The sequence below is a fragment of the Niabella soli DSM 19437 genome (assembly GCF_000243115.2).
Taxonomy (GTDB): Bacteria; Bacteroidota; Bacteroidia; order Chitinophagales; family Chitinophagaceae; genus Niabella; species Niabella soli.
On the sequence record NZ_CP007035.1, the window covers coordinates 3776642 to 3793664 of the forward strand.

At 44.2% G+C, this 17023-nt stretch carries 13 protein-coding genes; 10 read left to right on the plus strand and 3 right to left on the minus strand.

The window, feature by feature from the left end; all coding sequences use genetic code 11:
- Positions 1-54 precede the first annotated feature (54 nt).
- The 3 genes from NIASO_RS15880 to NIASO_RS15890 form a co-directional block, all read right to left on the minus strand.
- Positions 55-1140 carry an ABC transporter permease gene (locus NIASO_RS15880; RefSeq protein ID WP_008587522.1) on the minus strand — a complete coding sequence of 362 codons (1086 nt, stop codon included), beginning with the start codon at positions 1138-1140 and terminating at the stop codon, positions 55-57.
- A gap of 17 nt (positions 1141-1157) precedes the next feature.
- Entirely contained in the window at positions 1158-2300 is a 1143-nt protein-coding gene (locus NIASO_RS15885; RefSeq protein WP_025299056.1) for a glycosyltransferase, read from the minus strand.
- Between the two features lie 121 nt (positions 2301-2421).
- A complete protein-coding gene (locus NIASO_RS15890; protein ID WP_008587528.1) occupies positions 2422-3240 on the minus strand; it encodes an alpha/beta fold hydrolase in 819 nt (272 codons plus the stop codon).
- A gap of 81 nt (positions 3241-3321) precedes the next feature.
- Between NIASO_RS15890 and NIASO_RS15895 the strand changes: the two genes are divergently transcribed.
- The 10 genes from NIASO_RS15895 to NIASO_RS15940 all read left to right on the plus strand — a co-directional run bounded on the left by NIASO_RS15895 (position 3322) and on the right by NIASO_RS15940 (position 16972).
- Positions 3322-3762 (plus strand): MarR family winged helix-turn-helix transcriptional regulator, encoded by a 441-nt coding sequence (locus NIASO_RS15895; protein ID WP_025299057.1) that lies wholly within the window; start codon positions 3322-3324, stop codon positions 3760-3762.
- A 175-nt stretch (positions 3763-3937) separates the two neighbouring features.
- Positions 3938-5731, plus strand: coding sequence for an acyl-CoA dehydrogenase family protein (locus tag NIASO_RS15900; protein WP_008587532.1), 1794 nt, complete (start codon positions 3938-3940; stop codon positions 5729-5731).
- A gap of 206 nt (positions 5732-5937) precedes the next feature.
- Positions 5938-7950 carry a DUF3857 domain-containing protein gene (locus tag NIASO_RS15905; RefSeq protein ID WP_008587534.1) on the plus strand — a complete coding sequence of 671 codons (2013 nt, stop codon included), beginning with the start codon at positions 5938-5940 and terminating at the stop codon, positions 7948-7950.
- A gap of 32 nt (positions 7951-7982) precedes the next feature.
- On the plus strand, positions 7983-9902 hold the full coding sequence (locus tag NIASO_RS15910) for a DUF3857 domain-containing transglutaminase family protein (RefSeq protein WP_025299058.1): 1920 nt from the start codon (positions 7983-7985) through the stop codon (positions 9900-9902).
- A 224-nt stretch (positions 9903-10126) separates the two neighbouring features.
- On the plus strand, positions 10127-11158 hold the full coding sequence (locus NIASO_RS15915; RefSeq protein WP_044046750.1) for a LacI family DNA-binding transcriptional regulator: 1032 nt from the start codon (positions 10127-10129) through the stop codon (positions 11156-11158).
- A gap of 42 nt (positions 11159-11200) precedes the next feature.
- Entirely contained in the window at positions 11201-12379 is a 1179-nt protein-coding gene (gene uxuA / locus NIASO_RS15920; protein ID WP_008587543.1) for a mannonate dehydratase, read from the plus strand.
- 45 nt (positions 12380-12424) lie between these two features.
- Positions 12425-13102, plus strand: a complete 678-nt coding sequence (locus NIASO_RS15925) for a response regulator transcription factor (protein WP_008587545.1) — start codon at positions 12425-12427, stop codon at positions 13100-13102.
- On the plus strand, positions 13102-14466 hold the full coding sequence (locus tag NIASO_RS15930; protein ID WP_008587547.1) for a sensor histidine kinase: 1365 nt from the start codon (positions 13102-13104) through the stop codon (positions 14464-14466). The genes NIASO_RS15925 and NIASO_RS15930 overlap by 1 nt, the downstream gene beginning before the upstream one ends.
- A 173-nt stretch (positions 14467-14639) precedes the next feature.
- Entirely contained in the window at positions 14640-15881 is a 1242-nt protein-coding gene (locus tag NIASO_RS15935; protein WP_008587549.1) for a TolC family protein, read from the plus strand.
- On the plus strand, positions 15881-16972 hold the full coding sequence (locus NIASO_RS15940) for an efflux RND transporter periplasmic adaptor subunit (protein WP_025299059.1): 1092 nt from the start codon (positions 15881-15883) through the stop codon (positions 16970-16972). Before NIASO_RS15935 ends, NIASO_RS15940 begins: the two co-directional genes overlap by 1 nt.
- Positions 16973-17023: the final 51 nt, after the last annotated feature.

A 17023-nucleotide genomic window follows, 5' to 3' on the forward strand; every position in this document is an offset into this window, starting at 1 on the left:
AAGGTCATAGTTGATAGCACATAGTTCATAGTGTGCCATGAACCATGAACTGCCTTACAATTTCCCTTTTACATTTAACGCATCCCGTAACCCGTTGCCGAAAAGATTAAAGGCTAATACCAGGATCATGATTGCAAAGCCGGGAGCCAGCGCCAGCATTGGGTTTTGTGTAATGATGAAATTATAATTCTCCTTGATCATCAGCCCCCAACTGGGTTGCGGAGGTTGTACACCAACGCCGAGGAAACTAAGCCCCGCTTCAATAACGATAGAGGAGGCAAAGTTGGCAGCAGCAATAACCAATACCGGTCCCATAATATTGGGCCATATATGCCGCATAATGATCCGCATATCATTGAAGCCAAGCGCTCTTGTTGCTTCAATATATTCCAGTTCTCTTACGGCTAAAACCTGCCCGCGCACCAGGCGTGCTACATTTACCCACATCGTTAATCCAACGGCAATGAATACCTGCCAAAAACCTTTTCCCAAAGCAAGCGTAATGGCAAAGACCAGTAATAAAGTAGGAATGCTCCAGATAACGTTGATGAACCACATAATAACATCATCCATTTTACCCCGGTAAAATCCCGCAAGCGACCCCAGCATCAAACCAATGCTGATGGAGATCAGCACGGTTATAATGCCCACGCTTAAACTTACCCGTGTGCCTACAATAAGCCGGCTGAGTATGTCCCGGCCATAACTGTCCGTTCCCAGCCAGAATGTTTTAGTAACAACCGGTTGCAAAGAGGTTCGGGCTCTTGAGAACCCCAGGCGCTCACTTACACCCTCATCAATAAATTTGTCAACAATAATGCTGTCCTTTGTAATAGTGTAATGATTGACCGGTATGTAGTCGTACTGATCGGGTTTGCCATTGATAAGGCGTTCAAAAAATCCCGCCACTGCGGGTGGGTTTTCCTTTTTTAATAATAAAAAGGTTTGACGGAATCCCGGCTTTGAGCCGCCTATTTCTAAGATAATGCGGTTGGCATAGGGCGATGCATCTTCTGCCAGGAAATAACAAAAGATAGCAATGAAAACTGAAAGAAGGATTGCGGATAACCCAATAAGCGCCCCTTTATTTTTGCGGAGCCGTTTCCAGGCCGGTTGACGGAATATTGAGAAAAGCTGCATGGATTTCAAATGTAAGATTATTTCACCCTTCTTCCTTTCCATTCATACTTGCCAAAGCTGCCTAAAAAACCGGCAAGTATGGTATACGCGATATGCAGGGGCTGAAAGATGAAGAAGAAAATTAATCGTTGTTGTTTGTTGAAAAAAGAAGCCACGCTGGTTATAAAAGGCAGCTCCACTATTGTTTTTAAAAGCCACCCTGCAAGAAATGCGTAAAAATAGATCTTATTGAAAAAGCCTGCAATCAATAAGACCAGGAACGAAAAATTAAAAAGATATACCAGGATCAATACAGAAAAAATACGCTTATCATCATAACTGGTGGCCTTGCTGGCCCAGCGGATGCGCTGGTTAATAAAAGCCTTCCAGTTGGCCGCCGCTTCTGTTCGTACAATGGCTTCTTTTGATTTCAGGTATTGAATTTTTTTGGGGTAGCATTTCCATATTTTATGCATCAGCAGCATATCATCGCCCGAGGCAATCGTATCAATACCCTTGAATCCTTCTACTTCATAAAATACTTTTCGTTGGTAGGCCAGGTTGGCGCCGTTGCACATGGTGTGCACATTTTTATAAACGGATGCACCGGTGATGCCCTGCAGGGTAAGAAAATCAAGGTCCTGGAAAAGATTAACCAGGGAACCTTCTTCAAGGAAGGCAACAGGGGCGGCTATAAAAACGGGATCCGTTTTTTTTATTGTTTCTGCAAAACTTTGCAACCACTGAGCGGGTACTATACAATCTGCATCTGTGCAAATGATCCATTCATTTATCGCTGCGGCAATCCCTGTTTCAATAGCTTTCTTCTTATAAGAATTGATCGCGTCGTTTTTTAAGGAGAGCAGCCGTATTGGAGGCCGCCCTTCGCCGTTGGTTATAAATGCTTCAACAAGGGCTGCTGTGGAATCATCGGAATGATCATCGGCAACGATCACTTCAAAATGCGCAGAAGAATAGGTCTGTTCTTTGATAGATGTTAGTAAACGGATAATATGTTGCTCCTCATTGCGGGCGGGAATGATTATTGAGAAGGTTGGTGGTGTACCCGGGGCTGTTTTCGTTAGAACCTGCAAGGGTATTTGTTTCCAGCTCCTGGTGTAAAACAGGATAAGGATCGCATAAGCCAGGAATAAAAAAGCGGTGATACCAATAAGCCACATGGCGGCAAAGCTAATGGTTTTCAGTTATCAGACGCGAGATGTTGGACGTCTGGTTTCAGCAATCAGTTATCAGAAATCAAACGTCAAACGAGAAAGGGCAGACGTATAGACTATTCACCATTCACTTTTCACTCAGATCGTTTAACAATCCCTGCACTTCCCTTGCCTGTAATAGCCGGTGCCCGGTTTCCAAAACATGGATCGGGGCGTAAGCCTCAATGCCTTTTAGGAATTTGAATCCACTTGCGGCAGGAATAACGTTATCATAGGCCCCAAAATAAAGCTGCAGGGGCGTTTTGTAACGCGCTATATTTTTTTTGATCTTCCGGGAATGAGGATCAAAAAAACGGAAAGCTGTCCAGGCTTTGTATAATATGTTACGCACGGCATCCTGGCTCAGGTACTGGACAACGAATTTTTTCACGCCGGTATTGATGATACCCAGCCTGGAAAAAAGCCCAGCCATACGGATGAACCAACCCGGGTGATGCATCGTAAAATGAAAAGCCCTGTTACCAATAGAAGTATGCGCCGCCAGCCAATACCAGCCATTAACTTTTAATCCATCGGGGGCAATAAGGACAAGCTGCTTTATTGATTGTGGGTAGTGCTCGTAAAAAGACAGGGCCAATCGTCCGCCCAGGCTAAAACCGATCAGGGTAAATGCTTCTTTTGGGGCGAAGCCTTCTGTTTTTAAAATAATACCTATAATTGCATAAAGATCTGCAGGGGAATAATGTAATCCTTCCCTCCATTGGGTAGCACCGTGAAACGGAGCGTCGATGGAAAAAACAGCATAACGATTGTTTTTGTTTTCCAAAACGGCAAAAGAACAGGCATCTTCATTAAATCCATGCAGGCATATAACCGGCTGCAACCCGCTTCCGCTGCGGAGATAGCTGATGTTGGACTGCTTGTATGAAATGAATTTCCGGGACAAATATTTTGATTAGAGTCAATAGAAAAATAAAACATCCAATACAAAAATAGACTAACTTTGGTTAGTTGTCAAAACAACTATATGCCAAGCAACCAATTTAAAAAGAGTGATTTATACAGTTTTATTACGGGGATAGCCAGTACGGCCATCGCCCGCAGGCTGCAAAAAAAGTTCAATCAGGCAGATTTGAATATGACGATTGAGCAATGGAGTGTGTTGTATCATTTATGGAAGGAAGATGGTATTAGCCAACAGGATCTTTGTAAGGCAACCTTCCGGGATAAGCCAAGCATGACCCGGCTGGTGGATAACCTGGAAAAGGCGGGGATGGTAAAACGAATGCATTCCAAAGCCGATAGGAGGAAGAACCTGATCACGCTTACTGACAAAGCCAGGCAAATGCAGGATACCTGCTATGGCTTTGCTGAGGAAACCGTTGAAGAAGCGCTGAAAGGCGTAAGCGAAGATAAAATTGAGATTTGCAAACAGGTATTAAAGGTGGTATATGAAAACCTGAAATAAATTTAACCGCGAAGGCGCGATGTCAATTGTCCTGATCGGCTTCCGACAGGAATACAGGTGCAGTCGGCGTTTGCAGGCGATGGATTAAAAAAACATTGCGCCCTGGCGTCATTGCGGTTGAATAATTAGAAACCTTGTGCCTCCTGGCTATTTTTTAACTGTTAAAACAAAAACAATGGATGCTGCTATAAATGCTGAAACAATTACCAGGGGCGCGGAGTGGCTCATTAAAGAACAAACTCCGGCGCAAACTTTTATTGCCAACGAATTTGATGAAGAGCAACTGATGATCCGGGACCTCTGCAACCAGTTCCTGGCGGCGGATGTATGGCCGATACTGGATCGTATTGACAGTATGGAGCCAGGGCTCATGAAATCGCTCGTGCAAAAAGCCGGCGGGCAGGGGCTGCTGGCCACGTCGTTCCCTGAAGTATATGGTGGATTAGGCAAAGATTTTGTTACCTCAACCATCATTAATGAATACCTGGGGGCAGGGCATTCGTTTTCTGTAGCCATTGCGGCACATACAGGCATTGGTACATTGCCGATCTTGTATTTTGGTACGGATGCGCAAAAAGAAAAATATATCCCCAAACTGATTACCGGTGAATGGGCGGGAGCTTACGGATTAACAGAGCCTAATAGTGGCAGCGATGCCCTGAGTGCAAAAACAACCGCCAAACTGAGCGCAGACGGAAAGTATTATTTACTGAATGGACAGAAATGCTGGATCACCAATGGCGGCTTTGCCGATGTGTATACGGTGTTTGCGAAAGTGGATGGAGATAAATTCACAGGGTTTATCGTGGAGCGGGGCACGGAAGGATTTACACAGGGGCCCGAAGAACAAAAAATGGGCATTAAAGGTTCCTCAACCGTACAATTATATTTCCAGGATGCGAAAGTGCCGGTGGAGAATGTGCTGGGTGAGACCGGGAAAGGACATAAGATCGCTTTTAATATTCTGAATATCGGCCGGCTGAAACTCTGCGCTGCAGCGCTGGGTGGGGCGCGCAAGGCTTTTGACACCTCATTGGAATATGCAAAAACACGCGAACAGTTCAAACAGCCCATCAGCAATTTCGGGGCGATCAAACATAAACTGGCGGAGATGGCCATCGGCATGTTTGCGGCTGAGTCAGCCTTGTATCGCACCGCAAAATGGATCGACCAATTGGAACAAAAATTACTGACCGAAGGAAAACCTTTTAATGAGGCCGTATTGGGCGCAGCAGAGGAATATGCGATTGAATGCGCCATGCTGAAAATATTCGGGAGCGAACTGCTGGATTTTGTAGTGGACGAAGGCGTTCAGATTCATGGCGGTAATGGATTCAGTGCCGAGTACAATATTTCAAGGGCCTATCGCGACAGTCGCATTAATCGTATCTATGAAGGAACTAATGAAATTAACCGGTTACTGATCCTGGATATGACCCTTAAACGCGCTATGCAGGGGCGTTTGAACCTGATGGGGCCGGCAATGGAAGTACAAAAAGAGTTAATGAGCATTCCGGATTTCGGTGGTGAGGATGAAACGCCTTTTGCTGAAGAGAAAAAGCTAATCGCCAACCTGAAGAAGGCCATCCTGATGGTGGCCGGCGCTGCTGCGCAAAAGCTGATGATGAAAATAGAAAGTGAACAGGAGATCCTGATGAATATTTCCGATATGGCCATTGAAATATTCCATGCGGAAAGTATGCTGCTGCGCACGATGAAGATCGCGGCAGCAAAAGGCGACACAGCCGCTGCAGACTATGCAGCTATGACCCGCGTGTTTTTATACGATGCCGCTGACAAAATAAATAAAGCCGGTAAAGATGCGATTAATGGTTTTGCGGAAGGAGATGAACAGCGAATGATACTGATGGGATTGAAGCGTTTTACAAAAGCACAGCCTTTTAACAGCAAGGACGCCCGCAGAAGCATTGCCGATAAATTAATCGCGGCCGGTCATTATTGTTTTTAGTTTTGCCTGCTTCTTAAAAGGGCGCAGGGACTGCACTTGCCCAAACCTACTTTTAACCACAACCTGTTCGGTTATGCAGCACAAGTTGTGGTTTTTTTATAAACCTGCACCAATACAAGAGCTGCCGCCGGCTGTTTTTTGCGTGTGCAAAAAAATTTTATAATTTTTGACTGCGGGTTTATATTTGGTATCTAAACATAACTGTCATGAGAATTGCTTTGCTTGCTATCGGGCTATTATTAGTTCCAATACTAACGGTTAAACTATATGCCCAGGAAGGGGTTAAATTCGGTAAAATATCAGCAACTGACTTTGACGTAAAATCGCCGGTTATCGATTCCAATACCAATGCGGTCATTCTTTCTGATGTAGGCAGTTCAAAAATTGATGGCAATAATAGCGGGTCGTTTTCTTTGATTCACAAACGCTCCACGCGCATTAAAGTGTTGAATAAAAAGGGGTTTGATGCTGCCAATATTTCCATTGAACTTTACGTTTCGGGTAATAATGAAGAACGGCTTTCAGATCTGAAAGCCGTTACCTATAACCTGGAAAATGGAGTCGTGCAGCAAACCAAGCTGGAAGCTTCTAATGTTTTTAAGGAGAAGCTAAATAAAAACTGGAACGCCAGGAAATTCACTTTCCCCAATTTAAAAGAAGGCTCTATTATCGAATATTCCTATACCATTGAGTCGGATTTTTTTAATTTTCTCAAGCCATGGGAATTCCAGGGAAACTATCCCCGCTTATACACCCAGTATACGGTTAATATTCCGGAGTTCTTCCAGTATGTATTTTTATCCCAGGGGTATTTTCCGCTAAAAAACACAAAAAAAGATTTTTTTAAAACGTATTCCATTTCGGATGCCAATGGCACCCAGGCTACGGAGCATTACTCCCTTCCAGGGAGCGAAACGCAGAATAGCTGGTCTGCCACCAATGTACCAGCCATAAAAGAGGAGCCTTTTACTTCCACAACAGATAACTATATTTCAAAACTTGATTTTCAGCTTTCAAAGATCCAGTTCCCCAATGGCGTGCCAAAAGATATCATGGGCAACTGGGCCACTACAAGTGAACAGTTATTGAAATCCGAAGATTTTGGAGCGGGGCTCTCCAAACCGAATATCTGGCTGAACGACGAAGTAAAAAAAGCTACCGCCGGTACGGCTTCGGGTATGGATGCCGCAAGGGGTATTTATGCTTTTGTGCGGGATAATTTTACCAAAACCCAAAACAGCGGGGCCTATCTGTCGGACAATACCACACTGAAAGATGTATTCCGGAAAAAGAGCGGCAATGTTGCCGAAATTAATATACTGCTTATCGCGATGCTCCGACAGGCCGGATTAACCGCGGACCCTGTTTTGTTAAGCACCCGCAGCCATGGATTTGCTCACCCGTTTTATCCGCTAATGAGCAAATACAACTATACCATTTGCTGTTTAAAAATTGATGGACAAACGTACTACCTGGATGCTACACAACCCAACATGGGGTTCAGTCACCTGCCGCTCCAATGCTATAACGGGCCCGCATTTGTAGTGGCCTCCTCACCCCAAAACATCAGTTTTGAATCCGATTCTTTAACGGAATCCAAATCCACGTTGATCTTTGTCGTTAATGATTCAGCGAGCAAAGGGCTTGCAGGCGCTTATAGCGAAACGCCCGGATATTACGAATCAATGCAACTGCGTAATGCCCTGGCCACCAAAGAGGTTAATGAATATTTTAAAGAAACCGAAAAGGGCTATTCTTTCCCGATGAAATTTTCTGAATTTCAAATTGATTCTTTAAAAAAATATGATTATCCCGTTTCGGTCAGATACCAAATGAAAATGGATCTTGGAAAGGAAGACCTTATTTACTTCAACCCTATGTTCAGTGAAGGGATAAAAACAAATCCTTTTACATCAGCCGAACGGTATTACCCGGTAGAGATGCCTTACAAAATATACCGGGTATATGTATTGAACATGGAAATACCCAAAGGATATAAAGTAGATGAAATACCCAAATCGAGCCGGGTAATACTCAACAATAATGAAGGGGTGTTCGAATATATTGCCGCGGTAAATGAAAACCGCATCATGCTGCAAAGCAAAATAGATATACGAAAAGCAGCCTTTGCATCTGAGGACTACCAAACCCTCCGGGATTTTTTCGGATACATTGTTAAAAAACATAATGAACAGATCGTTTTAAAGAAAATAAAATAGCCCCGTGAATCCGGAGCACTACAAGAGATAGTATGAAAAAAATAACTGCAATACGAATCCTGGTTTTTGCGCTGGCTCTTTTTTCTGCCACCACCACCCGCGCGGAATTTCCGGTTAATACGATCCCTGAAACACTTTTGAAAAAAGCGGATTTTGTAAAGCGCCTGGATGAAACAACCCTTACGATAAAAAATGCAGGCAGAGCCGTTTATCACCGGCACTACGCCTATACTATTTTAAATGAAGCGGGGAGCGACTTTGCGGGGATGGCAGTTGGATATGACCGGTTTCATATTATTAACGATATTTCAGGAGCACTGTATGCTGCTGATGGAAAGAAAATAAAATCGATCCGGAAAAAAGATATCCAGGACATAAGCGGTACCGATGGCGCCACACTTATTACGGACGCCCGCTATAAGGTGTATGATTTTTATTGTAAAGATTATCCGTATACGGTAGAATACGATATCGAGTTTGAAATGAACGGTATTTTTTCGTTCCCGGAGTGGATGCCGCAAAGTGGCCCGCGGGTGGCAGTGGAAAACAGCAAACTGATCTTTGAAGTGCCGGATAATTATAAGCTGCGCTACAAGATGTTCCGGTACACGGGAGCGCCGGAAATAAAAAAAGAAAAAAATACCAGCAGATATGTATGGCAGGTAACTAACAGCGCCGCAAAAGCTTCCGAATCTTACGCGCCGGAATGGAACCAGCAGGTGACAAGGGTTTTAACGGCCCCTGCCGATTTTGAGATCGGGGGTTATAAAGGGAATATGGATAGCTGGCAGAATTTTGGAAAATTTATTGTGTCCCTGTATGCCGGAAAGGATGTGCTTCCGGAGGCCGTAAAAGCAAAGGTGCTGGATCTTACGCAGGGGCTAAAATCTGATCCGGAAAAAGTAGCTGCGCTTTATAAGTATATGCAACAAAACTCCCGCTATATAAGCATTCAGCTAGGTATGGGCGGCTGGCAGCCACTGGATGCCACTTATGTAGCTGAAAAAAAATACGGGGATTGTAAAGCACTTTCCAATTATATGGTGGCTTTACTGAAAGCAGCAGGTATTAAAGCCTGTTCGGTATTAATTAGCGGCGGTCCGGATGATAAAGACATCGTGGCAGACTTTGCATCCAATCAGTTTAATCATGTGGTGGTGTGTGTGCCCGCGAAAAAGGATTCGATATGGCTGGAATGTACCAGCCAGACAAAAGAGCCGGGTTATATGGGGAGCTTCACCGGTGACCGGGAGGCATTGCTGCTTGATGGAGACAATAGCTGCCTCGTCCGCACGCCACACTATTCCAAAGAAGCCAACATGCAAAATCGCGTAATAAACGCGCAACTGGATGAAAACGGTACATTAACCGCATCCGTGAGCACTACCAGTACGGGGCTGCTGCAGGATGAGCTGCACAGCGTCGTTTATGATCTTACAGATGAACAAAAGCAGAAAAGATTGCGGAATAACTTTTCGCTGCCCAGTTATGACATCAGCTCTTTTGGATATACGGAAATTGGCAACAGCCCGGTACCGGCGGTTATGGAGAAAGTGCAGTTGGTTTCAAAAGATTATGCAACCATTACCGGCAGACGCCTGTTCATCAGCCCTAATATTTTGTCGAAGCATTCCGTGAAGCTGAGCGATGATGAAAAAAGGGAAAATGATATTATTTACGAGTATGCTTTTAAAACCGCAGATACGGTTACGGTTAAAATCCCGAAAGGATTTATGATAGAAGCTGCACCCGGCGCTGTAAATATCGATAATCAATTTGGGGCTTATTCTATTCGTAGCAGCTATAAAGACGGTGTTATTACTATGATCCGCCGTTATGATCGTAATGCCGGGAAATTTCCTGCTACTGATTATGATAAAATGGTAACCTTCTACAATGCCGTTTACGCCGCAGACAGGGCAAGAATTGTTCTCGTAAAACAGGAAAACTGACGGCCGCGCTAACATTTACGTTCATTTTCAATACAAATCTTTAAGATTTACTCAATGGTAACCGGTTTTTCTAAAGCCAGGAATCCCATCGTTCCGGGTCGCCGCATGATTTAAGGAGGCAGCGAAATTGTTAATCATAACTGGATGGCTTTATATAAACCTTGCGGGCAGCGATTGCATAAATAGTATCTTCGCAAATATTGTTAAGAATTGGTTGTATGAAAATGGACGCCATAACTATTAAAGACATTGCCAAAGCACTTGGGCTTTCTGCTTCCACGGTTTCCCGTGCGCTGAGAGATAGTCACGAAATTGGTGCCGATACAAAGAAGAAGATCCGGGAGTACGCGCAAACCTATAATTATCGTCCCAACCAGGCTGCCTTAAGTTTGCGGAAAGGAAAATCAAAATCGATCGGCATTGTTATTTCCAATATTGCCAATAACTATTTTAGTCAGGTTATTGATGGTGTGGAATCAGTAGCCAATAAAAAGGGTTATAACCTCATTATTACGCAAAGCAAAGATTCTGCAGAACGGGAAAAAATGATCCTGCATGATCTGTCGGCACGATCCATTGATGGATTGATTGTATCGCTTGCGGCCGAAACAACGGACTATTCAGTCTTTGAGGAATTGAATAATATGGGTGTGGCCATTGTCTTTATCGACCGGATTGCGGATACTATTGAAACACATAAGGTAGTGGCAGATAATTTTGCGGGCGGCTACGAAGCCGTGCAACACCTGGCGGGCAACGGTTTTAAAAAGATAGCCCTTATCGCTAATAACAAAAATCTTTCCATATCCAGGGAGCGTATCCAGGGCTGCGTAAAAGCCTTTCAGGAACTGGGACTGGAGCAGCACAAAGATTGGATCCGTTTCTGTGCTGCGGGTGGCGCCGATCAGGATGAAATTGAAAATGTGGTAACAACATTATTGTCGATGAAGAACAGGCCGGATGCGATCCTCACTTTGTCCGATACACTGTCTTTAAAGACCCTTCGTATCCTTAAAAGCAAAAAAATTGCCATCCCGCGCCAAATGGGGTTAATGGGGTTTTCGAACTTCAATAATGCCGATTTGCTGAACCCCGCGCTTTCAGTTATTTACCAGCCCACTTTTGAAATGGGAGCGCTGGCGGCGAAATTGTTGGTTTCAGAAATAGAAAGCAAGCGCCCCATCGCCAAATTTGAGAAACATATACTCAAAACCAGGATATTCACCCGTAAAAGCAGTGCCGCGGCTAAAGCATAAAACACTTATTTTTGGGGAAATACTCGATCAAACAAATAAAGAATGAAAGAAGCAGCATGCGCCATGATCCATACGATGCGCTGGTATGGTCCCAAAGATCCCGTTAGTTTAAGCGATATAAAACAAGCCGGTTGCACTGGGGTTGTAACTGCGTTGCACCATATTCCGGTAGGCGCCATTTGGGAAGTGTCCGAAATTGAAAAAAGAAAAAATGAAGTGGCCGCCGCCGGGCTTACCTGGGAGGTGATCGAAAGCCTTCCGGTGCACGAGGATATAAAAAAGCACAACGGGGCCTTTGAACAATATATTGAAAACTATAAACAAAGCCTCAAAAATGTTGCTGCATGCGGCTTACAGGTGGTTACGTATAATTTTATGCCCATTCTGGACTGGATGCGCACGGATATCAATTATACCGTTGCCGATGGCAGCAAGGCCCTGCGGTTTGAAAAATCGGCTTTTATTGCTTTTGATGTATACTTGTTAAAACGCCCGGGTGCAGAGAAAGATTATACTGCGGAAGAACTGCAAAAGGCCAAGGCAACGGTTGAGCAGTTGAGTGAGGAAGAGAAGGAGATGCTGTACCGTAACACCTTATTGGGGCTTCCCGGGAGCGAAGAGCGGTTTACAGAAGCGGAAATTCTTGCGGCGCTGAAGACCTATGCGCTTATCGATGCAAAAAAACTTAAAGAACATTTATTTTATTTTCTGCAGCAGGTAATCCCCGTTGCAGAGGCCCTGGGATTAAAAATGGCGATCCATCCGGATGATCCGCCTTTTCCCATTTTGGGATTGCCAAGAATCGTTAGCACTGAAGCAGATGCCTGGGAGCTGATCAATGCCGCTCCGTCAAAGGCCAACGGGCTGTGCTTTTGCACGGGATCCTACGGTGTACGGGCCGACAATGATTTGCCGGGGATGGCACAGCGCCTGGGTGAACATATTCATTTTTTACATTTGAGGAGCACCAAACGGGATGCAGATGGCAATTTTTTTGAGGCCGATCATTTGGATGGCGATGTGGATATGTACGCCGTGGTAAAGGAGCTGGTAAAAGTAATGCGTCAAAGAAATGTGTCCATACACATGCGCCCGGATCACGGTCACCAGATGCTGGATGATCTTAAAAAAACGACCTATCCCGGTTATTCGGGTATTGGCCGTTTGCGGGGGCTGGCAGAATTGCGGGGGCTGGAACTGGGGATACAGCGAGGCCTGTGACCCGGCCCTCTTATCTTTTAATGGGGAGGACGTTCACTGAATTGTATGAAAGCTTTTTTACTGGAGGATGATACCGTCCTGTCATCGGAAATCACCTTCTATCTTCAAAATAACGGAATTGAATGTAGAACGGTGGCTGATGGGAAGACTTATCTGGACCGCATTGCAGACGAGCGCTGCGATGTTTATATCCTGGATATCAATGTGCCATATATTAATGGCCTGGATGTATGTAAAAAGATCAGGGAGCAGGATGCCCAAACCCCCATTATCATTATTTCGGCTTATGATGATATTGTTGAAAAAAAGGAAGCCTTTCTGCGCAATGCAGATGACTACCTGGTGAAACCCTTTATCCTGGAAGAGCTTTTGTTAAGGATTCGCTCACGGTTGCGGATAACGGGTGCCAAACAGGAGGCGCCGGACAAAATTATGATTGAAGATCTCGAAATATTCCCGGATGAATACAAAGTTTTTCGCGGCGGGATGGAAATAAATCTGACCCAAAAGGAATTTCAGCTCCTGGTTTTATTAGCAAAAGCAAACGGGCGCACGCTGTCCAAGCAATATATCTCAGATGAGGTTTGGCAAAACCAGTTTCAGACCACGCATAATACCATTGAAGTATATATAAATTTTCTCCGTAAAAAAATAGACCGGCAGTTTGAGGTCAAATTAATTCATACCCGGCCGGGGTTTGGTTATTTTTTAAAACCATTGTAATGACATTAAAAAGAAGGATAGCCCTTAGCTGGAGTTTGGCTTACTCGCTGCTGTTTGGCCTTCTTATGATCATTATCTATTTTGCTTTTTATGATTTCCGGCGGGATGAGTTCCGGCAGAACCTGAAAGACAAATCAATGGTAACGGCTCATTTTATTGCCAAAACACCCGATTTTCTTACGGGCGTGCCGAAATTCCTCAGCGAGTCCGATGATGGGTTGTATAAAGAAGAAATATTGATCTTCAGCCAGGAAAAAAAACTGATCTACAGCACTATTAAAGATACCAGTGTTTCGTGGGATGAAACGATCCTGCAGCGGCTCGACAGGAGCAGCGAGATCTATGTTGAAAATACAACACCCGAGTATTTTGGTATTGCGCCGGTTATCGACGGTAAAAAATTTTATATTCTTACCAGTGCAGAAGATGTTAACGGCCGCTCGAAGCTGAAGTTCCTGGGGTATATTTTATTGATCACCTACCTCGTGAGCACCGCTGTGGTATGGCTCAGCAGTTATTTTGTAGCGAAGCGTCTTTTAAAACCGCTGGATCAATTGACGGGTCAGATAACAGATATAACCGCCCATAACCTGACGGAACAACTTCCCGTAAAAAATTCAAATGATGAGATCAGCCTGCTTGCCCGGTCGTTTAATACGATGATGGGTCGCATCAACGATGTATTTCAGTCGCAGAAAGACTTTACTTCAAGTGCTGCCCATGAGCTCCGCACCCCGCTGACCCGGATTGCCTTTCAGTTGGAAAACCTGGAATACAGGAATGAAGATGCGGTGCGCACAAAAAATACGGTTAATAATGTGATCAAAGACGTATATCAATTGTCGGACCTCACCCGGTCATTGATGCTGTTATCAAAATTCGATAAAGAAAATATCAGCAGCATTTATGAGAGCGAACGTATTGATGAGCTTATTTTTACCGCATACGAACAGGTACTTAAAATGGAGCCCCGGCTGTTAATGGATTTTACTATTATCCCGGAAGCAGGAAAAGATCCTGATCTTTTGGTCAGTGGCGTACGCTCGCTTTTGGAAATAGCGTTTATCAATCTGCTCAAAAATGCGGCGATCTATTCCTCAAGTCCGGCAGTCATTGTTACTATTAAAGAAAAAGATACGCAATTGGAGGTCAACGTTACCAGCCACGGCACACTGATCTCTTCCGAAGAGCAGGCCCGTATCTTTGATCCTTTTATACGGGGCTCTAATATCCAAAATACAACAGGGTCAGGGCTTGGGCTGCGTATTGTTAAGCGCATCATCGAGTACCATAAAGGGCAGGTCCAATATATTCCGGTGCCGCCGGATGAAAATACCTTCAGGATAACATTTCCCGTTTTTTGAGTTTGAATGTGTAGCCTTCGGCTATAGCTGTCTGTCGCAACAGTTCCACCTGTTCGCCTGTGGAACAAGCGCTGAGTGACGGAAAATTCCTTAAAATCCGTTTAAGCTTATTTTAAGCTGAACTTAAGCCCCCTTTAAGATGCAGTTGGGAGCTTTGCCAAAATGTTCGGACAATGAAGGGGCTATTTCTTTTTGTAACGTTGGCAGCGTGCGGGGCGGCTTTGGGCCAGGAACAGATGACACTGGAAAGTTGCGAAGCCGCATTTATGAAAAATAACCTGGCGCTTTTGGCGCAACAGTATAATATAAGCGAAGCTGATGCTGATATTATGCAGGCCAAAATCTGGGACCTCCCCCAGGCAAGCTACCAAACGAATATCTATAACCCTGAAGATAAAAAAGTGCTGGAAGTTACCAAAGCCAATAGCCTCGGTATTCAGCAGCTATTGTATCTGGGTGGCAAAAAAAAGTATGAAGTGGAATACGCCCGGAGCAATAAGGAGCTGGCCAAACTACAGTTCAATCAATTATTGACGGAGCTGAAAACACAACTATATGAAACCTACTATACGCTTTACTTTGAGGAAAAAAAGCTGATCGATATTAATACTCAGTTGAACTACATGACCGACCTGCTGGAAGCGTATAAAATACAAACAGCCAAAGGAAACACTTCGTTAAAAGAACAGGTGCGCCTGCAGGCGATGGTGGTTCAGTTGAACAATGATAAAATAGAAATCATTAATACCATATTGCAGCAGCAGCAATTATTAAAAACATTTACGGGACTTTCAGTGAATATTAAAACCAAATTATCTGACGCTGAGGCCAACCATCTGCTGACACAGCAGCCCCTGCTGTCCCTGGAGGACATTGAAAAAAGTGCACTGGCAAACAATGCTGATTACCTGTATTCATTGAAAGATATAGAGGCTAATAAGGTGAACCTGAATTGGCAGCGCTCGCAGAATGTTCCGGATCTTACCGTGGGCGGACAATGGAACCAATTGGGAGGTGCATATAAAAACGAAGTGGACCTTACTGTAGGCATCCCCATACCGCTTTGGAAGCGCAATAGAGGAAATGTGACAAAGGCCGAATATCAGATTAAGGAAAGCCAGGCTAACAGTGATCTGAAAAAACTGAACCTGCAAACAACGGTGGAGCTGGCCTATCGAACCTGGAAGAACCATTATGATCAATACGTAGCAGTAAAAACGGAGGATATAAACAATTTGCAAACCGTGCATGCTGGCATGCTTTCCAATTTCCGGAGGGGCAATGTGAACCTGGTGGATTTTACTGATTTCATGGACAGCTACCGGCAAACAATCCTTCAGTTGTACGAAATGAAAAAACAAATTATGATTTCAGCCGAGGAGCTGGAACGCTTAACGCAATCAAAAATATTTTAATGATGAACAGGAAACAGACTGCATTCTTTTTTTTGGTGGTGATGCTAACCGCTTGCGGCGCCAATGAACCCAAAAAGGAGCAGCATATAGTAAACGGCTTTGTACTGAGCGATGTAATGATGAAAACGACCACTACGGCGGAAGCGCATAAACAGCCGGTAGAAACGGTAATGAATTTTTTTGGGAAGATCTCGGCAGATAAAAACCATTATATAGATGTGTTTCCCCTGGTGGGCGGCAATGTGATCAGTGTAAATGCAGAACTGGGCGATTATGTAAAGAAAGGACAGGTGATGGCAACCATTCGCAGTACAGAAATGGCGGGCTTTCAAAAAGACCTGGGTGATGCCCGGACGGATCTTGTTGTGGCAGAAAACAACCTGCGGGTGGCACAGGAAATGTACACCGGGAAACTAAGCACGGAAAAAGAAGTACTGGAAGCAAAAAGCCAGGTAACAAAAGCAGAAGATCAGTTAAAAAGGGCTACTGCCGTAGGAGCCATTTATAATATCCGGAAAGGAAATATTTACACGGTAATAGCTCCTATCAGCGGGTACGTTGTTCAAAAGAATATTAATAAAGACATGCAGTTACGCAGTGACCGCACCGACAATATTTTTGACGTGGCTAATACAACAGATGTGTGGGCCATTATAAACGTAAACGAAGCGGATATTGACAAAATAGCCTTGGGAATGAAAGCGGAAGTGGCCACGTTAAGTTACCCCGATAAAAAGTTTTATGGTAAAATTGATAAGATCTTTAAAATTATAGATCCGCAAACCAATGCGATGCAGGCCCGGGTGGTATTGAACAATGCGCAGGGGCTTTTAATCCCTGAAAGCAAGGCTACCATTAAAATATATAACACCGAAACCAGCTCGGCCATCGCTATCCCTTCCAAAGCGGTGATTTTTGATAACAACCGGAATTATGTCATTCAGTTCATTTCACAGAACAATTTAAAAGTGAAAGAAATAAAACTGTTAAAACAAACGGGAGAGACTACTTATGTTTCAGAAGGGTTGGAGGAAGGAGATAAAGTGGTGACCAATAATCAACTGATGATCTACCGGTCGCTGAATAATTAGCAGGGCATAACAAACAGACGGATCGCACACAACGGATTTTAAAAGCGTTAA